Source organism: Burkholderia sp. Ax-1719, from assembly GCF_011753055.1.
Lineage (GTDB): Bacteria > Pseudomonadota > Gammaproteobacteria > Burkholderiales > Burkholderiaceae > Paraburkholderia.
The window spans coordinates 1-17957 of the sequence record NZ_VWWJ01000008.1; the positions used below are offsets into that span (position 1 = coordinate 1).

The window sequence follows — 17957 nt, forward strand, 5'->3', positions numbered from 1 at the left end:
TGACGGAAGCCATGCCGGTGGTGACGGTTGCGCCGAACGACGCGCTGCTCGAAAAGCTCAAGTCGAACATGCAGGAAGTGCGTGCGCGCGGCGGCCAGCTGTACGTGTTCGCCGACGCCGATACGCACATCACGAGCGAAGAGGGCATCCAAGTGATCCGCATGCCGGAGCACTATGGCCAGCTCTCGCCGATCCTGCACGTCGTGCCGCTGCAGATGCTGGCGTACCACACGGCCAGCGCACGCGGCACCGATGTGGACAAGCCGCGTAACCTCGCGAAATCCGTGACGGTTGAATAGTAATAGATCGCGCGTCAGGAAATGCCGAAGTGTGCGTCTTGATGCAAACAACTATAAATTCATTGACTCTCTCTGTGTCACGAGTTCTCCTGGACGTCACCCGCCTGGTGACGCGCCTTTACGACGGCCTGCTTCCCACCGGCGTCGACCGTGTTGGCATCGCCTATATCGAGCGGTATGGGGAGAACGCGCACGCCGTCCTGAGTGAGCGTGGCTTTTCAACGGTTCTATCGCGAAAAGACTCGCAGACCGCATTCGAAATGATTATTTCGGGTGCTCGCAAACGTTATGCAATTCGCAAACTCGTTGCGCGCGCTTGCATTAAGCATCTTCGTCCGCAAGACACCAACAAAGGTGTTCTCCTTCACACCAGCCATAACGGCATGGAGTTTCATCGCTATTACGAGGCGATGAAAAAACGCGGCTTGCGCTCGGTTTTCATGATCCACGACCTCATACCGCTGACCCACGCCGAATTCTGCCGCCCAGGCGTGGACGCCGCGCACCGCAAACGCATCCACACCGCGCTCGCCCACGCTAACGGCCTGATTGCCAACTCGCAGGACACGCTTGACGTTCTCGCCGCCGAAGCGAAACAAGCTCGCCTGCCCTTGCCCGCCAGCGTCGTCGCCCGTCTAGCACCGGCGATCACCACGCGCACGCCCCACCCCGCACCCATCGCACACCCCTACTTTGTTGTGCTGGGAACGATCGAGCCGCGCAAGAACCACTGGTTTCTACTCCAGGTTTGGCGCCGTCTGGTCGAGCGTCACGGAGCTGCTGCGCCGAAGCTCGTTGTGATCGGTCGTCGCGGCTGGGAATGCGAGAATGCCATCGACATGCTCGATCGCTGCACTCATCTGCAGGACGCCGTGATCGAACTGCACGGCTGCTCCGACGAGGATCTGCGCACCTGGATGCAGAACGCGCGAGCCTTGTTGTTCCCGTCGTTCGTCGAAGGCTACGGCATGCCGCTCGTCGAAGCGCTGGCGCTTGGCGTGCCGGTGATTGCCAGCGATCTGGGCGTGTTCCGCGAAATCGCTGACGATATCCCCGACTATCTCGACCCGCTCGACGGTCCGGGCTGGCTTGCCAAAGTGGAAGCCTACGCAGCGCCCGACAGCGGCGCGCGTGCGGCGCAATTCGTGCGTATCCAACGCTTTAGCGCACCCAACTGGGCTGATCACTTCGCGGCCGTGGATCAGTTCCTCGCCTCGTTGAACTAGCATGAGCAGCCCGATGTCCCCGTCTTCGCCGGCCTTGTCTGCTATCGCGCTAAAGCGCGGTGTCCGCACGCTGGGCTGGCTCGCGGGACAATCCGGCGTCATCTGGTGCGACAGCGTCGTGGGACGCATCGCGCTCACCTTCGCCCGATTGACGGGGCGGCATTTCGAAGCTGCCTGGCAAGGTCCGCTATGGACGCGCGAGGAACGCCGAGCCATGCCGCTGGCGTGGTTTTGCGTCCCAGGCGCCGATGGTTCGCCGACCACGTTCGCCCGAGCCATCGACGATGCATTGCTATGTAATTCGCATGCAGGCACAGCGCCCGATGTCGCGCGCCTCATGGCGCGCGTTCGCGACACGCATGCGCTCGCCCCCGCTCACCGCACGCCGCGCGCCCCAATACAGACGCAATTCTCCGAGGCCGATGCCGAACGCGTGCTGCTAATCGACGAACGTTCATCGAGCACGCAAGACAGCCAAAGTGCACGCGCAAGACGCGCGGCATTCGAACAGATGGTGGCATCGGCACGAACCGCCCACCCGCGTGCGCAGTTCTGGCTGATCCGATCAAGCGTTCATGGGCGCGGACGCTGGCTCTCGGAAACTATCGGCGCACTGCCGCCCGGCGTTCACCGTACCTCAGCCGACAGCACCGCTTGCGCCACGATCGATCAAGTCGACCGCGTCTACACCCTAGCCGCGCCCGAAGGTCTGCACGCCCTGCTGGCGAACGTGCCGCTGCATGTCTTTGGCGCGCCCTGGTATGCGGGCTGGGGCCTCACGCAGGACGAGCACCCGCAGCCAGCCCGGCAATCGCGCCCAACGCTCGCCGCGCTTTTCGACACAGCGTTTCTGCACTTCGGCCGCTACCTCGACCCGACGATGCACGCGCCAAGCACGCTCGACACCTTGCTCGACAGCCTCGAACTGCAACGCCGGGTCGCGGCGCGTTTCGAAGCGCTCGGAGACGTTGTCGCGGTGCGCTTTCAATGGTGGAAGCGTCCGTTCGCCACGCCGTATCTGGGGGCGGGCGGCCACACACTGCGCTGGGCATCTTCGGCAACCGGAATCGCACCGCACGAATGCGCTGCGCTCTGGGGCGCACGCAGCGCCGAAGGTCTTGTCGACGGCATGCGTCAGATCCGCATCGAAGACGGCTTCCTGCACTCGCTCGGCCTCGGTTCCGACATGAACGCGCCGCACAGCCAGGTGATCGATACTCGCGGGCTTTACTTCGACGCGAGCCGCCCTAGCGATCTCTCTGTGCTCCTCAATGAAACATCGTTCACGGAAGCCGAGTTAGCGCGCGCGGCGCGTCTGCGCGCACAGATCGTAAGCAGTGGCCTCACGAAGTACAACCTCGGCCGACGCAGTCCGCAGTGGCGCGCGCCAGTGGGAAAGCGTGTCGTTCTAGTGCCGGGCCAGGTGGCAGATGACGCCTCGATCCGCCTCGGCACCCGCGCCATTTCGACCGCCGACGCCCTGCTAAAGGAAGTGCGCGCGCGCCGCCCGGACGCCTTCATCGTCTACAAACCGCATCCGGATGTGATGTCGGGCAATCGCAACGGACTGATTGACGCGCATCGTCTCGCCGACGCTGTCGATACGGTATCCGATGTGCTTTCCCTGATCGAAGCGGCTGACGAGGTTCATACGCTCTCGTCGCTTGCTGGTTTCGACGCGCTGTTACGCGGCAAGGAAGTTCACGCCTACGGCATGCCCTTCTACGCTGGCTGGGGGCTGACGCATGACGCACTTGCCCCGCTGCCCTGGCGCGAGCGCACGCTCACGCTGGACATGCTCACGGCGGGTGCGCTCCTGCGCTATCCGCTCTACTGGGACTGGCGCCTGGGTATTTTCACGACGCCGGAAGCCGTCGCTGCGCGGCTCGCACCAGGTGCTGCGCGGCCGCTGCGGCCGGTCCGGGGCGATCGTTTGCGTTTCTGGCGCAAAGCGTGGCGCTGGACGCGCAACGCGCTCGCACATCTGGCCTGGCGCGTTGGGCAAAGTCGCAACGGTTAAATCGGGCCGTATATTGTGGCGCGAATCGTTCGGATAGAATGCTGAGCGACACGTCCGATACTGGACACGGGGAGTCCCGGGCGTGTGCCAAACCGCGCTGTCCGTCACATTGAAACGCCTTGACGGCAGCACCACCCGTCGCACCACGAACGAAGTTCCGCGGCGGCACTTTGTCGGCCGCACTCCGCGATCCAATCGATAATGACCATTCATCCGGTAATTCTTTGCGGCGGAAGCGGTACCCGCCTGTGGCCGCTCTCGCGCGGCGGCTATCCCAAGCAGTTTTTGAATCTCGCAGGCGAGCGCACGCTCGTTCAGCAAACCGCACTGCGCGTGCGCGACATTGACCGCATGGCCGCGCCGATCATCATCGCGAACAATGACCAGCGTTTTCTGGTCGCGGAACAGCTGCGCGAAGCCGACGTAAAACCCGCGGCCATCGTGCTCGAACCGCTCGGCCGCAATACCGCGCCGGCCATCGCCGTAGCCGCGCTGATCGCACTGGGAAAGTCGCCAGATGCCCTTCTGCTCGTCTTACCGTCCGATCACGCGATCCAGAATGACGCCACCTTCGCGCAAGCGGTGCAAGCCGCGGCGCATGTAGCGAGCGATGAGTATCTCGTCACATTCGGCATTGAGCCGACGGAACCGCATACCGGCTACGGCTACATCCGTTGCGGCGAGTCACTCGGTTACGATGTGCCGGCCTGGCGCGTCGACGCGTTCGTTGAAAAGCCGGATGCGCAGACCGCGCAGACCTTCCTCGCCGACGGTGGCTATCACTGGAACAGCGGAATGTTCATGTTGAAGGCGTCCACCTTCATGGAGGAGCTGCGTCGCTATCAGCCGAAGGTCGCTGAACAGGCGGAGGAATCGCTAAAGCTCGGGCGCGCAGACCACGACTTCCTGCGTCTCAACGAAGCAGCCTTTGCGGCTTGCCCGAGCATTTCGGTCGACTACGCGGTGATGGAAAAGACCGACCGTGCAGCCGTGATTACCGCCAACGATCTGGGCTGGAGCGATATCGGCTCGTGGTCTGCACTCGCCGAGCTCGCGAAGACCGACGAAGCCGGCAATGCCGCACTGGGCGATGTCTTCCTCAACAATGTCGCAAACAGCTATGTGCGAGCTGAACACCGCCTGGTGGCCGCGATCGGCGTCGACGATCTCGTAATCGTCGAAACCGCCGACGCCGTACTGGTGGCCCATCGCAACAGCACACAAGATGTGCGTAAGGTCGTCGAGCATCTGACGAAGGCGAAACGCAGCGAGTCGGTCACGCATCCGCGTGTGGTGCGGCCTTGGGGTTCGTATGAAGGTGTCGATCAGGGCGAGCGCTTTCAGGTCAAGCGCATCATCGTCAATCCCGGCGCGCAGTTGAGTCTGCAGATGCACCATCACCGCGCCGAACACTGGATTGTCGTGAAAGGCACGGCGCTTGTCACGAATGGCGATCAGCAGATCATGCTCAGTGAAAATCAGTCGACTTATATTCCGCTTGGCGTGACGCACAGACTCGCGAATCCCGGACGAATTCCTCTCGAACTCATCGAAGTCCAGTCAGGCGCCTACCTCTGTGAAGACGACATCGTTCGATTCGAAGACAACTACGGCCGCATCGGTTCGTAATCTCCCCAAAAGGGCGTTCAAAAAATGAACGCCCTTTTTTCATCTCCGTCATCCCCGTTTAACCGTGTTGTGTATTGCTCACCACACCCCCTTAAGGCAAACGTTTCCGCTGGACACGTTGTAAACGACTGTAACGAAATGATTAACGAACTATTTCCAAAACCTTACAGCGCATTCTAAAATCTTCGCCGGAATAAGCTTCCATGCCAGACGGATAAGCGCCGGCTCCGTCAGACTCGAATCGATCCGAGATCACTGCCAGCGCAGCAAAATTACGATCAGTTAGCGCGAGCGCCCAGTCGCAGCCGGGACGCGCAAACTAAAAGACCAAATGAAACGAGAGCCAATGCAGATCGTCGTTGAAAGCCCGACGAGCATCCAGCCATCGGACCGTGCACGCCTCAAGGGGCAGCGCGCGTTTGTCGTGTGGTTGACGGGAATTTCCGGCGCGGGCAAATCCACCCTCGCGAATCTGCTTGAACAGAGTCTGCACGCGCGTGGTGTGCATACCGCGCTGCTCGATGGTGACAGTCTGCGCCTTGGATTGAACAAGGATCTCGGTTTTTCCGATACGGACCGCGGCGAGAATATCCGACGCGCCGCTGAAGTCGCCAGACTGATGGTCAACGCCGGTCTCGTGGTGATCGTCGCGACCATTTCGCCGATCCGCGCCGCTCGCGAATCCGCTCGCGCGCTCTTCGCTGAAAACGAATTCTTCGAAGTCTTCGTCGATGCTCCCCTCGATGTGGCGGAAGCGCGCGATGTCAAAGGTCTCTACGCGCTAGCCCGCCAGGGCACGATTCGCCAGTTCACCGGCATCGGTTCGGCTTACGAGCCGCCCGTGCAACACGACGTTCATGTGCAAACCGCGCAAATGAGCAAAGAACTCTGCATCGGCGCGATCCTGCAAAAGCTGCCGATCCACCCCGTCTGAAATACTGCGTCCGTCGCCATTCACGCGCGACGGATGTGGGCGCCGGTCAGCGTCTCGATGGCGCTGCGCCGTCGGTTAGAATGCTGCACGCTGCAGCGAACCCGCTTTTTACAGCGCGTTTGCGCGCATCGCACGCACTCTGCCACGCATCCGGATCATCCCGCCTGTGAATTCCCGCGCCAAAGACAACGCCCTCCACATCGCCCTCGTCTGCAATACCGCGTGGGCGATTTACACCTATCGACGCGGACTTTTGCGCGCGCTTACGCAAAGCGGCGCACGCGTGAGCATCATCGCGCCGCGCGATCGCACTTTCGAGCCGCTCGAACAGATGGGTTGCGAGTGCATCGATCTGCCGGTCGCCTCGAAAGGCACCAACCCGCTACACGATCTGCGCACGCTCTTCGCGCTCTTCAAGCACTATCGCGCGCTCAAACCCGACGTTGTCTTCCACTACACGATCAAACCGAATATCTACGGCTCCGTCGCGGCGTGGCTGGCGCGCGTGCCGTCGGTGGCGGTCACGACGGGGCTGGGCTACGTCTTCATCCAGAAGAGCCGCGCCGCGCAGGTTGCCAAGCGTCTTTACCGTTTTGCGTTTCGCTTCCCGCGCGAAGTCTGGTTTTTGAATCGTGACGACGAGACCGCCTTCCGCGAAGAGAATCTGCTTGCGCATCCCGAACGCGCGCGTCTGCTGCACGGTGAAGGCGTGGATCTCGAAGACTTCGCCTTTGCGCCGCTGCCCGAGCGCAGCGAATTTTCTTTCGTGCTGATCGGCCGTTTGCTGTGGGACAAGGGCGTGGGCGAATACGTTGAAGCCGCGCGCCAACTGCGCACACGCTATCCGCAGGCACGCTTCAAGCTTCTCGGCCCGGTTGGCGTGGATAATCCCAGCGCGATCACGCGCGCAGAAGTTGCCGCGTGGGAGCGCGAAGGCGTGATCGACTATCTGGGCGAAACCGCCGACGTGCGGCCCTATATCGCCGATGCCGATTGTGTGGTCCTGCCCTCTTATCGCGAAGGCGTGCCACGCACGCTGATGGAAGCAAGCGCCATGGGCCGCCCGATCGTGGCCACCGACGTGCCCGGCTGCCGCGAGGTCGTCGCCGATGGCGAAAACGGCGTGCTCTGCGAAGCGCGTGACGCCGCATCGCTCACGGCCGCGCTGTCAAAAATGCTCGATATGTCCCTTTCAGAACGCGAGGCAATGGCCGCGCGCGGCCGGAAAAAAATCGAGAAAGAATTCGACGAACGGGTTGTGGTACAACGCTACCGGGACTTGATCCGGGGCATCACCGGATCGACCTTCTAACTATATCGAGAGCATACGGGAATACAGCATGGCAGCGATTCACTCCAAAGGCACGATCCTCGTCACGGGCGGCGCGGGCTTCATCGGCTCGCATACCTGCGTCGAACTGCTTAACGGCGGCTACGACGTGGTCGCCGTCGACAACCTCGTCAACAGCCGCGAGGAGTCGCTCGCCCGCGTCGAGCGTATTACCGGCAAGCCGGTCGCGTTCTATCACGCCGATGTGCGCGATGCCCAGGCGCTTACGCGCATCTTCGAAGCACACAAGATCACGGGCGTGATCCACTTCGCCGCGCTCAAAGCCGTGGGCGAGTCAGTCGCCAAGCCCATCGAGTATTACCGTAACAACCTCGACGGCCTGCTCGTCGTGCTCGACGTGATGCGCCAGCATGGCGTGAAGCAGTTCGTGTTCAGCTCGTCGGCGACGGTCTATGGCGTGCCCGAGCGTTCGCCCATCGACGAAACTTTCCCGCTTTCCGCGACCAACCCGTACGGCCAGTCCAAACTCATCGCCGAGCAGATCCTGCGCGACGTAGTCATTTCCGATCCGTCGTGGCGTATTGCCGTGCTGCGTTATTTCAACCCGGTGGGCGCGCATGAAAGTGGCTTGATCGGCGAAGATCCGGCCGGTATTCCGAACAACCTGATGCCGTTCGTCGCGCAGGTCGCGGTGGGCAAACTGGAGAAGCTGCGCGTGTTCGGCGGCGATTACCCGACGCCGGACGGTACGGGCGTGCGCGACTACATTCACGTGGTTGATCTGGCGCAAGGGCATTTGAAGGCGCTCGATGCGCTGGTGGCGCGCGATGAGGGCTTCACGGTGAACCTTGGCACGGGTCGCGGTTATAGCGTGCTTGATGTGGTGAAGGCGTTCGAAGCGGCCTCGGGCAAGCCGGTGCCGTATGAGATCGTGGCGCGCCGCCCCGGCGATATCGCCGAGTGTTATGCGAACCCCTCGACGGCGGAAAAGCTGATCGGCTGGAAGGCGCAGTTCGGTATCGAGCGCATGTGCGTCGATCACTGGCGCTGGCAGGAAAATAATCCGCGTGGGTTTGAGTAAGAAATAAAAAAAGCGGCGGATACAAATCCGCCGCTTTTTTGTGGGCTGTCCGCCCTCTTATTTCGCTTCAGCCCACCGCTCGCACCGAGGAACCACCAACGCTCTGCAGCTTCGGCGCGCTCGACGGCTGGTATTCCGGAACCCAGCGCCGCAGATCACGACGCACTTCGTCGTCGCTCGGCACACGATGCTGCATCAGCCACGGCAGCAATTCATCGAGCAGATTGCTCGGCACTTCGCGCGCACGCGCGATGCGCAGCTTTGAATGCGGCGTGCGCGTGGTGGTTTCGTCGTCGGCGAGCAACTCTTCGTAGAGCTTTTCGCCCGGACGCAGGCCCGTGAAGACGACTCGAATCTGCTCCTCCGAGAAGCCATAGAGGCGTATCAGGTCGCGTGCAAGATCGACGATCCTCACCGGTTTGCCCATATCGAGAATAAAAATCTCGCCGCCATGACCCATGCTTGAGGCCTGCAGCACGAGTTGCGACGCCTCGGGAATCGTCATGAAGAAACGCGTGATCTCCGGATGCGTGACCGTGACCGGCCCGCCCTTGGCAATCTGCTGCTGGAACTTGGGGATCACGCTGCCGGCGCTGCCCAGCACATTGCCGAAGCGCACGGTTTCAAACTGCGTGCGCTCGCTCGTCTGCTGCAACGCCTGACACGCCATTTCCGCAAGGCGCTTGCTCGCGCCCATCACGTTGGTGGGGTTGACGGCCTTGTCGGTGGAAATCAGCACAAAATGGCGTACCTGATGCTTGATCGCCGCGCGCGCCACCCGGTAAGTGCCGAGCACGTTATTGCGAATCGCCTGCCAGGCGTTGAGTTCCTCCATCAGCGGTACGTGCTTGTACGCAGCCGCGTGGAAAACGATGTGCGGCGTGTAGCGCGACATCACCTGATCCAGCAACAAGGCGTCCTTTGCATCGCCCACAATGGGAATGACCGGCAGATCGGGAAAACGGTCGTGGATTTCCTCGGTGAGCCGGTACATCGCGTACTCGGACACGTCGAGCGCGACGAGTTGCGCAGGCGCGAAGCGCAGGATCTGGCGGCACAGTTCCGAGCCGATCGAGCCGCCCGCGCCCGTCACCATGACCACACGGTTGCTCAACAGCGCTTCAACGTGCGGCGTATCGATCTTGACAGCCTCTCGACCCAGCAGGTCCTCGAGATCAATATTGCGGACCTGGGACAGAAAGCCCTGCCCCTTGGTGAGTTCGGTCAGCGCCGGCAGCATCAGCGCCTTGACGCCGGCACGCACGCATTGCGTCGCGACGCGACGCTGCACTTCGGACGAAGCCGAGGGGATCGCAATAATCGCGAATTCGCAGCGCAACGTTTGCGCCCAATGCTCGACTTCGTCGATGGCGCCCAGCACCTTGTAGCCGTAGATTTCGCGGCCCTGCTTTGCGGGATCATCGTCGAGCAGGCCGACGAGCCGCCATTCCGCCGAACGCGAAAGCTCACGCGCGAGACTCGCACCCGCGCCGCCGGCGCCCAGCACCAGCACAGGCTTGCCTTGAGCAACAAGGCCGCCGTAGAGATAGAACTCCTTCGTCGCGCGGTAGAGCGCTCGCGAGCCGCCCATTACGAAGAACAACAGAAGCGGTGAGACGATCAACACCGAACGCGGAATGATAGGCGCTGGCTGCAGCATCACCGAAACCACCATCACGATCAGCGCGGCGGAAATAATGGCCTTGGAGATGCGCATCAGGTCCGGCAGGCTCGCGAAGACCCACATGCCGCGGTAGAGACCGAACACGCGGAACATGGCTGCGTAGACGGGCAGCACCCAAAAGAGGGTCTTGAGCGCGCCATGCCAGAACTCGTCGGGCACGGAGGCGTTGAAGCGCAGGAGATAGGCGGTCAACCAGGCAGCGGCGACGGCGCTTACGTCGAAAAGAAACGCGCTGAATGATAGCCAGGAGGCTTTATTGCGGAGCATCAGCGTCAACCTCAGTTTGGCTGGAAAGATTTGACTGGAAACTGCGCCAGCGCGCGTCAATTACCGCGCCGATCAAGACCAGAACGACAGCCCAACCTGCTACGGTTGTCCATTGGAGCGTGGGTGTGAAACCCAGAGCCCATAGAGCAAGCAGCATGCCCACCAACATTACCAGATACCATGCGAGCGCTGTAGCGGCGTGGCCGAAACCGGCGCGCACCAAACGCTGATAGTAATGTTCTCGATGGGCCTGCCAGAACTTTTCGCCACGCAACAGGCGTTTGATTAGCGTTACTGAAGCATCACCGATGAAAGGCGCGAACATCAGGGCCGGAAACCAGATTGGCCACGCGCCTGTCTGCCATCCCCAATAGCCCAGCGCGCCCGCGAGAAAACCAAAGGGGATCGAGCCAGCATCGCCCAGAAAAATTCGGGCCGGATGAAAATTGAACAGCAGGAAACCTCCGGCGGCGCCGGCCGTCGCCGCGCTCACCCATCCGAGCGCCGCAACCGGATGCGGCCCCAACAATGCCGCCAGCGCATAGCCACCAAATCCGAACAACGCCATGCCGCCCGCCAGCCCGTCCGAGCCATCCATGAAATTGTAGAGATTCACGAGCCACAACATCAAGAACGCGAGTCCCACGAGACACCACCACGGCAAAGCGGCCGGACAGGCGACGATCAGCGCCAGCACCGCGATGAAATGTGCAGCGAAGCGCGCGCGCGCGGGCAGCCCGCGGCGATCGTCCACTTGCGAGACTGCGGCGAGAAATAGCACGCCCGCCGCCACAACCCACAGCGACGGCGCTAGCACGACAATCGCCAGCAATACTGCGGGCACAACACCCCATCCGCCAATACGCGGCGTGGGTCGCGTATGCAGCGAACGGGCGTTCGGAACGTCTGTGGCCAGGCGCCACGCAAGGCCGGTCACGAGCAGCACGCCGAGTATCGCGGCGCACAGGGCGAGTGCGCCGGCAAAGGCGCCCAACGCCACTATCGAAGAAGGTACGGATTCGAACACGCGTAACGTCCAGTCATCCCAGGTTTATCGATTGGCCGAACGAAACCAGCGCACTGTGGCCTCGAGGCCCTCGTCCGTCGTGCAGGGCGGACGCCAGTCGAGCGTGCGCTGGATACGCGACGCGTCCAGTTGCAGTCCGCTAGTCAGTCGGTCCACCACAGACTGGCGTCCTGTCAGGACTCCTACAGCACGTAGTAATCCCATCGGTATGCTCACGAGCCGCGCCGGACGACCGAGGTGGCGCCCCAAAGCTCGCAGAAGTTGCGCAACGTCGGGCGGATCATCGTCAGCCACGTGAAAGCAGGTATTAGCCGCACGCACATCGGTCGCACAACGCATCAGCGCGTGCGCCAGATTCTCAACATAGACGAGGCTGCGCCGGGCATGGGCTGCGCCGAGCGGCAAGGGCAAGCCCTTCGCAACGGCCTGCATCATCCGCAGAAAATTGGCGCCCACACCGGGACCATAGACCAGTGGCGGTCGCACGATGACAATCTCCATGCCGGTCTCGCGCTGGAACGCCCACAGCGCTTCTTCCGCTTCATGTTTTGAAACGCCATAGGGGTCCTCCGGCCGCGCCGGCGCGTCTTCCGCGAGCGGAACGCCGTGATCGGACTCGGCGACGGCCTTGACGCTGCTCACGTAGACGAAGCGCGCAACGCCGTGGTCGTGCGCCGCACGCGCGAGACGCAATGTGCCGTCGACGTTGGTCGCCCGAAACGCAGCAAGCGGATCTGGAGCCTCATCGTTCATCACGTGCACGCGGGCCGCCAGATGCACGACGCAATCGGGCCGTCTGCCGGACGGCCACGACGCATCGATGCCTGCAAAATCGGGCTGCGCATGCAGCCAGGGCGTAACATCTTCGACAGGTTCACTCTCGCGCCGCTGCAATGCGATCACATCGTGCCCGTTATTAGCCAGCAGGCGGCACAGCGATGCGCCGACGAACCCGTTCGCGCCCGTCACCAGTATCTGGCTCATAGCCATTTCCAGCCAAAGCGCCCAAAAAACTTGAACGCAGACGCAACGAACATCCTGATGTGCGCAAATCCCTTACGCGATGCGCCACCACCGTGATGCAGCACGCGAACTGCAGGCACATAGGCGACTCGCGCGATTTCATGTGCACGCAGGCTCAGATCGTAGTCCTCGAAATAGAGGAAGTAGCGCGCGTCGAAACCCTTCAGTCGCTTGAGGACATCCGTGCGGAACAACATGAAACAACCGCTGATGATCGGCGGATCCCAGACGACATCGCGCTCATTGATCACGTCGCGCATCTCATATGCAGCCAGCCGCGTTGCAAACGGCTTGCGCAGGCGCGCAGGCAGGAAGCCCCTTACGAACAGATCGAGGACCGTCGGATACCGGCGGCACAGGTACTGAATATCTCCGCCGTCGTCGCCGATGCGCGGTGCCAGCAACCCGGCTTCGGGATGCGCGGCAAAGAACGCCCATGCTCTGGCAAGCGCCTGCGCATCGAGATCGATGTCGGGATTCAGGACGAGATGGTAAGCGCTCTGTGCCCGCTCGATGGCGAGATTGTGGCCTCGCCCATAACCGACGTTGCCCTGCCCCGCAATCACTTCAAAACCTGCGCCGCAGCGTTCGAGTAACAACACGGAAGACGCCATATCGGGCAACCCGCCGTTGTCGACGAGAAATACCTCGACTGATACAGGCACCTCGTCTCGCATGCGCACGATGGCATCGGCGAGCGTGGCCAATGTTCGCGTGAGCTGCACTGGATCGGGCCGAAAGACCACGACAGAAACGGAAAGCCTGATTGGACTCATTGCCTGCTCACCTGTATCCATCATTCGCAAAACCACGGAGAGCCTGCATATACCTGTAAGAAACCCGCGATCGGGCACCAAGTTTGCTTAATTGTTCGTTTGAGCGCAACTTTACTTGCGCTTTGTTACTGTGCAAATGGACTGAAAGGCTTGGAAAGATTTGCCCCCCAAATACCTTTCGGACATCGGCGAGCGAATGTCCGGTTGGCTGGCGACGACGTGAGTTGCGTCAGGCTCGCATCAAACGTAGAAGCGCCGCAAAATCGCCTCGACGGTTTCAACGAAGGTGTAAAGGGGAAAGATCAATACCACCGTCAGGCACACCGTAGTTGCAACCGCGACCACACGCGATTGCGCAACGGAATGCAAACGCTGAGGCAACAGGAGTGCAAGCAGAGGCAATAGCGGCAGGAAATAGCGTCCCTGAACACCCTCTACGATACGCTGCCCTACCGGTGTCCACGACACATACAGCGCGGCAAAGATCATCGCGACACAGACAAGCAGCACGATCGCAACGATCGCCCTGTCGACGCGCCGAAACACACGGGTGACGGCGCGACGCTCGAGAAGCGTCACTACGGCAAGCGCCGCGGCCATCAAACCGGCTACGCGATAGTAGTCGCGGTGCATATGCGTATCGAGCCACCCGAGTACACCGATCATGCTCTCGAAATAGAACCGCGCGTTCTGGTGTAGCGTCGCCACCGCAATGCGTGGGATTTCGAACGGATGATGCAGCACAAACGCGATCTGCCCCGACTCGGAGCGCGGCGGCGGAACAGGAGCCCACGCAGAAATGCTGCCGACCGATACCACGGCAATCGACACGATCGCGGCTGCAAGCAGCAGGCCGATCCGGCGCGTGCCTGCATAAGCCCCATTCCCGGACGCCCACGCAAGCGCCGGACAGAGGCCCAGCAGCAGGAACCCGAGATAAGGCGGACGCGCCGTCACACACGCGGCGGCAGCCAGCGCGGCCAACACCAGCGGCGCATATCCAATCGGCCGGCCGTCGTCGAATGCGCGATCGAGTGCGGCGATCAGCAGGAAACAGACGGGCAGCAGCAGTACTTCCTGGCTAACCGACGAATACAGCATGAGCGTGGACGGCAGCAGTCCAACGGCGAATATCCACAACGCCGTGCGCCGCCCCAGCCGGAGCGCGGCAACGGTAAGCGCGACGCTGACCAGCAGATCGACGATACAGGTCAAGCGGTAGGTCGACGACACCGACACATGCGCTGCGCGTGCAAACGCTACCGTGATGGCCTGAGGCAAATAGGCGTAAGCGGGGTAAATCGCGGTGCCGGGGAATTCGACGACGCGCCGCTCGCCGCCCCACTGACGCCCGTCCGATTGCGCCTGCAGTTGCGCATTCATTTTGACGTCCTGATGCCCGGCCAGCGGGTGAAACATGTCCGAGAAATCGACCAGACTCGCGTCCATCGGACCACCGGAGGTATTCCCCGCACGCTCGCTCAGGAGGTGGCCTTCAGAAATCTGAACGGCGCGAAAGAAGTGATTGACTGAATCGGGCGTCTGGAATGGCGGCGTCGCCAGCACGAGAAATAGCCCGGTCGTCAGGGCGTAACCTACGTAGAGCCAGGCAAGACGGTGCCCTTGCCTGAACGAGCCAAGCCATTCGTAGAATTGCATGCACTACCCTGAGAAGTTCAACCGAAGCGCGTCGCCACAACCAGACCCGAAATGATGAGCGCGGCGCCCACCACATAACCACGCGTAATCGCTTCCCGGAAAAAGAAGTGGCTCGCGATGGGCACGAGGATAAAGCACAGCGCCATGAACAAATAGGCCTTGTTCAGGCTGACGAAACGCAGCAGATTGATCCACAACAAGGTCGCGATGCCGTAGATCGCCAGCGCACAAAAGAGCATCACGAGCGCGCGCGGGGAGAACCACGTCCCGGCTGCCTGAATTTCGATACCAGCCTTCTTGAACAGCAACTGGCCGCTCGAAATGATGAAAACGCAGCCGAGCGCCCAGGCAATCTGAATAGGGGTCATACGTCAGTGACTCCAGGAAAATCGGTCAAATAGCCGTATCGCGTGTATCGGCCTGCTTTGCGGGGCCGCGCAGCACGTTGCGCGCGTGCGCTGCATCGGCAGGCAGAAAGCGGCTCATGGGACGAGTGGGCACGCTCGCGACATCGAAATTGAGAAAGCCCAGCAAAAGTTGCAGCCCGATCAGCACAGGCAGCGCGGCCAGCATGATCGTACCAAGCGGCGTTGCGACGCCATGCATGGCGGATTCGCCCCAATGCCACGCGCCAAAGCCGATTCCGAACAGTAAAAGCAGGACGCCGAGCACGAGCTCGAACGTGGCGGCCGTCATGTCGCGCAGGAAATAGTTGTAGAAGATCCGCTTGCCGAAATTGACGGCATGCTTCGCGGAGAACTCGAACAATACTTTGGAAACCTTGAGATTCGATTCCTCGTCGCCGTAGAACGCGTCCATCGGCACGTCCACTACCACGGCGCGCAGCGTGTTGAGCCGGAACAGCATGTCCGTCTCGAAAAAGTAGCGCCGGGCAATCTTGTCGAATGGCAGATGCGCGGCAACGCGTGCGCTGATCGCCGTGTAGCCGTTGGTCGGATCGAAAATGTTCCAGTATCCGGTGGAAATCTTCGTCATGAACGACAGGCCGGCATTACCGAACAGCCGCACCGCCGGCATACGCACAATATGGGTGAGATCGTAGAAGCGGTTGCCCTTTGTATAGTCGGCCCAGCCCTCGATGATGGGCAGCACGAATTGCGGCAGCAGATCCGGATCCATCTGGCCGTCACCATCGAGCTTCACGATGATGTCCGCACCGCCTTCGATGGCATGCGCGTAGCCCGTCATGACTGCGCCGCCCACACCTTGATTTACCGTATGGCGAACTACCCGTACGCGAGGATCGCGACAGTTCGCCTCGACGAAGTCGCCGCTTTGCACTGGACAGCAATCGTCGACGACGTAGATGGCCGTGACTTCAGGGCCGATCTTGTCGATCAACGGCAGGATATGGTCCTTGACCTTGTACGAAGGGACGACGACAGCAATCGAGACAGGCTTGGTCAGCACGATCAGGTCCAGTAAACCAGGTTGCAAAGAACAGCGCGGCGCTACACCGCACAGATATGAATCGAACCGCCGAATCAGCGACGCCTCAGCCTTTCAAACGGCTTCTCACTCTACAGGGCGCACGCGGTCGGCACAACTCGTGTGGACGCGGCTAGGCAGGCACGCGGCCATAGACATCCTCGAAGCGGACGATATCGTCCTCGCCGAGATAGTCGCCGCATTGAACCTCAATCAGGACGAGGTCCACCACGCCCGGATTCATCAGGCGGTGCTTGTGCCCAGCCGGGATGAAACTCGATTCATTGGGCTGCAGGGAGATGACGTTGTCGCCGTTGACGATGTCCGCGCAGCCGCTCACGACGATCCAGTGCTCGCTGCGGTGATGATGCATCTGCAACGAAAGCGAAGCCTTCGGCTTCACCACGATGCGTTTCATCTTGTACCGATGCCCTTCTTCGAGCACCGTGTACATCCCCCACGGGCGATGCACCGTGCGGTGCAAACGGTACGTTTCGTCGTTGTTGCGCTTGAGCTTCGCGACGATCTGTTTCACGTCCTGTGCACGATCGCGCGCCGCAACGAGCAGTGCATCCGGCGTATCGACCACAATCACATCGCTCACGCCCACCAGCCCCACGAGCCGCTCGTCGCCGCGCACGAAACAGTTGTCGGCGTCGTGCAATTCGACGCGGCCGTGCAGGCGATTGCCCCGCTCGTCTGGGGCAGTGAGCTCGCTGATGGCGCGCCAGGAGCCGATGTCGGTCCAGCCCATCTCGCAAGGCACCACATTGACGTTGTCCGAACGCTCCATGACGGCGTAGTCGATCGAAATATCTTCTGCCTGCGCGAATGCCTGCGCACCCAGTTCGATCGTGAAACCGTCGTCCGAGCGGCTCATTGCGCCACTTTCGACAGCGCCCGCGACTGCCTGCGCCACCCCTGGCGCATGGCGCTCAAGTTCGGCAATCATGGTGTCGGCCGCGAAACAGAAAATACCCGCGTTCCAGAGATGCTGCCCATCCGCGACGAGCTGTTGCGCCACGTCGAGCTGGGGCTTTTCGACGAACCGCACCACGTCGTGAACACGGTCGCTGACGGGAAGCGGCCTCACGTCATATTCGATATAGCCGTAGCCGGTTTCAGGCGACGTCGGGCGGATACCAAACGTCACCAGCCGACCCGCGGCTGCGGCGACGGCTGCGTGCTCCACCGCTGCCGCAAAGGCGGCCTCGTCTTCGATCAATTGATCCGCCGGCATAACGAGCATGAGCGCATCGCCGCCATGCTCGTCGCGCACGACGCGCGCCGCCGCCCCGATTGCCGCGGCCGTATTGCGGCCAACCGGCTCGAGCACGAAACCCAATTCCGCGACATCCGCGCGAGCGCCAACGCACTCGTCCTTGGTCAGGAAATAGGTCTCGCGATTCGTGACGATCACGACTTCGCGGCTGCTAGCGAGGTTCGCGGCGCGCCGGAAGGTCTTCTCGAGCAGGCTCTGACCGTCTGCGAGCTTGAGCAGGGGCTTGGGAAAAGCCTCGCGCGAAACCGGCCACAACCGTGTGCCCGCGCCACCGCAAATAATGACTGGAACGATATTCATGTGTGTCTCT

General features: G+C 61.5%; 14 protein-coding genes and 1 pseudogene. 7 read left to right on the forward strand and 8 right to left on the reverse strand.

Annotated elements, in window-relative coordinates; genetic code table 11:
- The 7 genes and pseudogenes from F3J17_RS16430 to galE form a co-directional block, all read left to right on the forward strand.
- Positions 1-299: pseudogene (locus F3J17_RS16430) on the forward strand (SIS domain-containing protein); the annotation flags it as partial.
- A 74-nt stretch (positions 300-373) separates the two neighbouring features.
- Positions 374-1525, forward strand: a complete 1152-nt coding sequence (locus tag F3J17_RS16435) for a glycosyltransferase family 1 protein (RefSeq protein ID WP_167060569.1) — start codon at positions 374-376, stop codon at positions 1523-1525.
- Positions 1526-1538: 13 nt separating this feature from the next.
- Positions 1539-3545, forward strand: coding sequence for a capsular biosynthesis protein (locus F3J17_RS16440; protein ID WP_167060572.1), 2007 nt, complete (start codon positions 1539-1541; stop codon positions 3543-3545).
- 201 nt (positions 3546-3746) lie between these two features.
- Positions 3747-5174, forward strand: coding sequence for a mannose-1-phosphate guanylyltransferase/mannose-6-phosphate isomerase (locus F3J17_RS16445; RefSeq protein WP_167060575.1), 1428 nt, complete (start codon positions 3747-3749; stop codon positions 5172-5174).
- A gap of 346 nt (positions 5175-5520) precedes the next feature.
- Positions 5521-6108: an adenylyl-sulfate kinase gene (gene cysC / locus F3J17_RS16450; protein ID WP_205194824.1), complete on the forward strand. Its 588-nt coding sequence runs from the start codon at positions 5521-5523 to the stop codon at positions 6106-6108.
- Positions 6109-6274: 166 nt separating this feature from the next.
- Entirely contained in the window at positions 6275-7420 is a 1146-nt protein-coding gene (locus F3J17_RS16455; RefSeq protein ID WP_167060580.1) for a glycosyltransferase family 4 protein, read from the forward strand.
- A gap of 37 nt (positions 7421-7457) precedes the next feature.
- Positions 7458-8480 (forward strand): UDP-glucose 4-epimerase GalE, encoded by a 1023-nt coding sequence (galE, locus tag F3J17_RS16460; protein ID WP_167061164.1) that lies wholly within the window; start codon positions 7458-7460, stop codon positions 8478-8480.
- Between the two features lie 67 nt (positions 8481-8547).
- Here galE and F3J17_RS16465 read toward each other — a convergent pair whose 3' ends face one another.
- From F3J17_RS16465 to F3J17_RS16500, 8 genes are all read right to left on the reverse strand, one after another.
- Positions 8548-10431 carry a nucleoside-diphosphate sugar epimerase/dehydratase gene (locus tag F3J17_RS16465; protein ID WP_167060583.1) on the reverse strand — a complete coding sequence of 628 codons (1884 nt, stop codon included), beginning with the start codon at positions 10429-10431 and terminating at the stop codon, positions 8548-8550.
- Positions 10418-11458 (reverse strand): glycosyltransferase family 4 protein, encoded by a 1041-nt coding sequence (locus F3J17_RS16470; protein WP_167060587.1) that lies wholly within the window; start codon positions 11456-11458, stop codon positions 10418-10420. Before F3J17_RS16470 ends, F3J17_RS16465 begins: the two co-directional genes overlap by 14 nt.
- A 24-nt stretch (positions 11459-11482) precedes the next feature.
- Entirely contained in the window at positions 11483-12442 is a 960-nt protein-coding gene (locus F3J17_RS16475; protein ID WP_167060590.1) for an SDR family oxidoreductase, read from the reverse strand.
- A complete protein-coding gene (locus F3J17_RS16480; RefSeq protein ID WP_167060593.1) occupies positions 12439-13281 on the reverse strand; it encodes a glycosyltransferase in 843 nt (280 codons plus the stop codon). Before F3J17_RS16480 ends, F3J17_RS16475 begins: the two co-directional genes overlap by 4 nt.
- 216 nt (positions 13282-13497) lie before the next feature.
- Positions 13498-14916: a DUF2142 domain-containing protein gene (locus tag F3J17_RS16485; protein ID WP_167060596.1), complete on the reverse strand. Its 1419-nt coding sequence runs from the start codon at positions 14914-14916 to the stop codon at positions 13498-13500.
- A 17-nt stretch (positions 14917-14933) separates the two neighbouring features.
- Complete coding sequence (locus F3J17_RS16490; RefSeq protein ID WP_167060599.1) at positions 14934-15284, reverse strand: EamA family transporter; 351 nt, start codon at positions 15282-15284, stop codon at positions 14934-14936.
- A 25-nt stretch (positions 15285-15309) separates the two neighbouring features.
- Positions 15310-16344, reverse strand: a complete 1035-nt coding sequence (locus tag F3J17_RS16495; RefSeq protein WP_167061167.1) for a glycosyltransferase family 2 protein — start codon at positions 16342-16344, stop codon at positions 15310-15312.
- 154 nt (positions 16345-16498) lie between these two features.
- Positions 16499-17947, reverse strand: coding sequence for a mannose-1-phosphate guanylyltransferase/mannose-6-phosphate isomerase (locus F3J17_RS16500; protein WP_167060602.1), 1449 nt, complete (start codon positions 17945-17947; stop codon positions 16499-16501).
- Positions 17948-17957: the final 10 nt, after the last annotated feature.

Excerpts from the sequence above, each read along its gene's own strand:
- cysC (WP_205194824.1), top strand. The coding sequence starts at position 5,521 with ATGCAGATCGTCGTTGAAAGCCCGACGAGCATCCAGCCATCGGACCGT.
- F3J17_RS16485 (WP_167060596.1), bottom strand. The coding sequence starts at position 14,916 with ATGCAATTCTACGAATGGCTTGGCTCGTTCAGGCAAGGGCACCGTCTT.
- F3J17_RS16475 (WP_167060590.1), bottom strand. The coding sequence starts at position 12,442 with ATGAGCCAGATACTGGTGACGGGCGCGAACGGGTTCGTCGGCGCATCG.
- F3J17_RS16480 (WP_167060593.1), bottom strand. The coding sequence starts at position 13,281 with ATGATGGATACAGGTGAGCAGGCAATGAGTCCAATCAGGCTTTCCGTT.
- F3J17_RS16440 (WP_167060572.1), top strand. The coding sequence starts at position 1,539 with ATGTCCCCGTCTTCGCCGGCCTTGTCTGCTATCGCGCTAAAGCGCGGT.
- F3J17_RS16490 (WP_167060599.1), bottom strand. The coding sequence starts at position 15,284 with ATGACCCCTATTCAGATTGCCTGGGCGCTCGGCTGCGTTTTCATCATT.
- F3J17_RS16500 (WP_167060602.1), bottom strand. The coding sequence starts at position 17,947 with ATGAATATCGTTCCAGTCATTATTTGCGGTGGCGCGGGCACACGGTTG.
- F3J17_RS16465 (WP_167060583.1), bottom strand. The coding sequence starts at position 10,431 with ATGCTCCGCAATAAAGCCTCCTGGCTATCATTCAGCGCGTTTCTTTTC.
- F3J17_RS16445 (WP_167060575.1), top strand. The coding sequence starts at position 3,747 with ATGACCATTCATCCGGTAATTCTTTGCGGCGGAAGCGGTACCCGCCTG.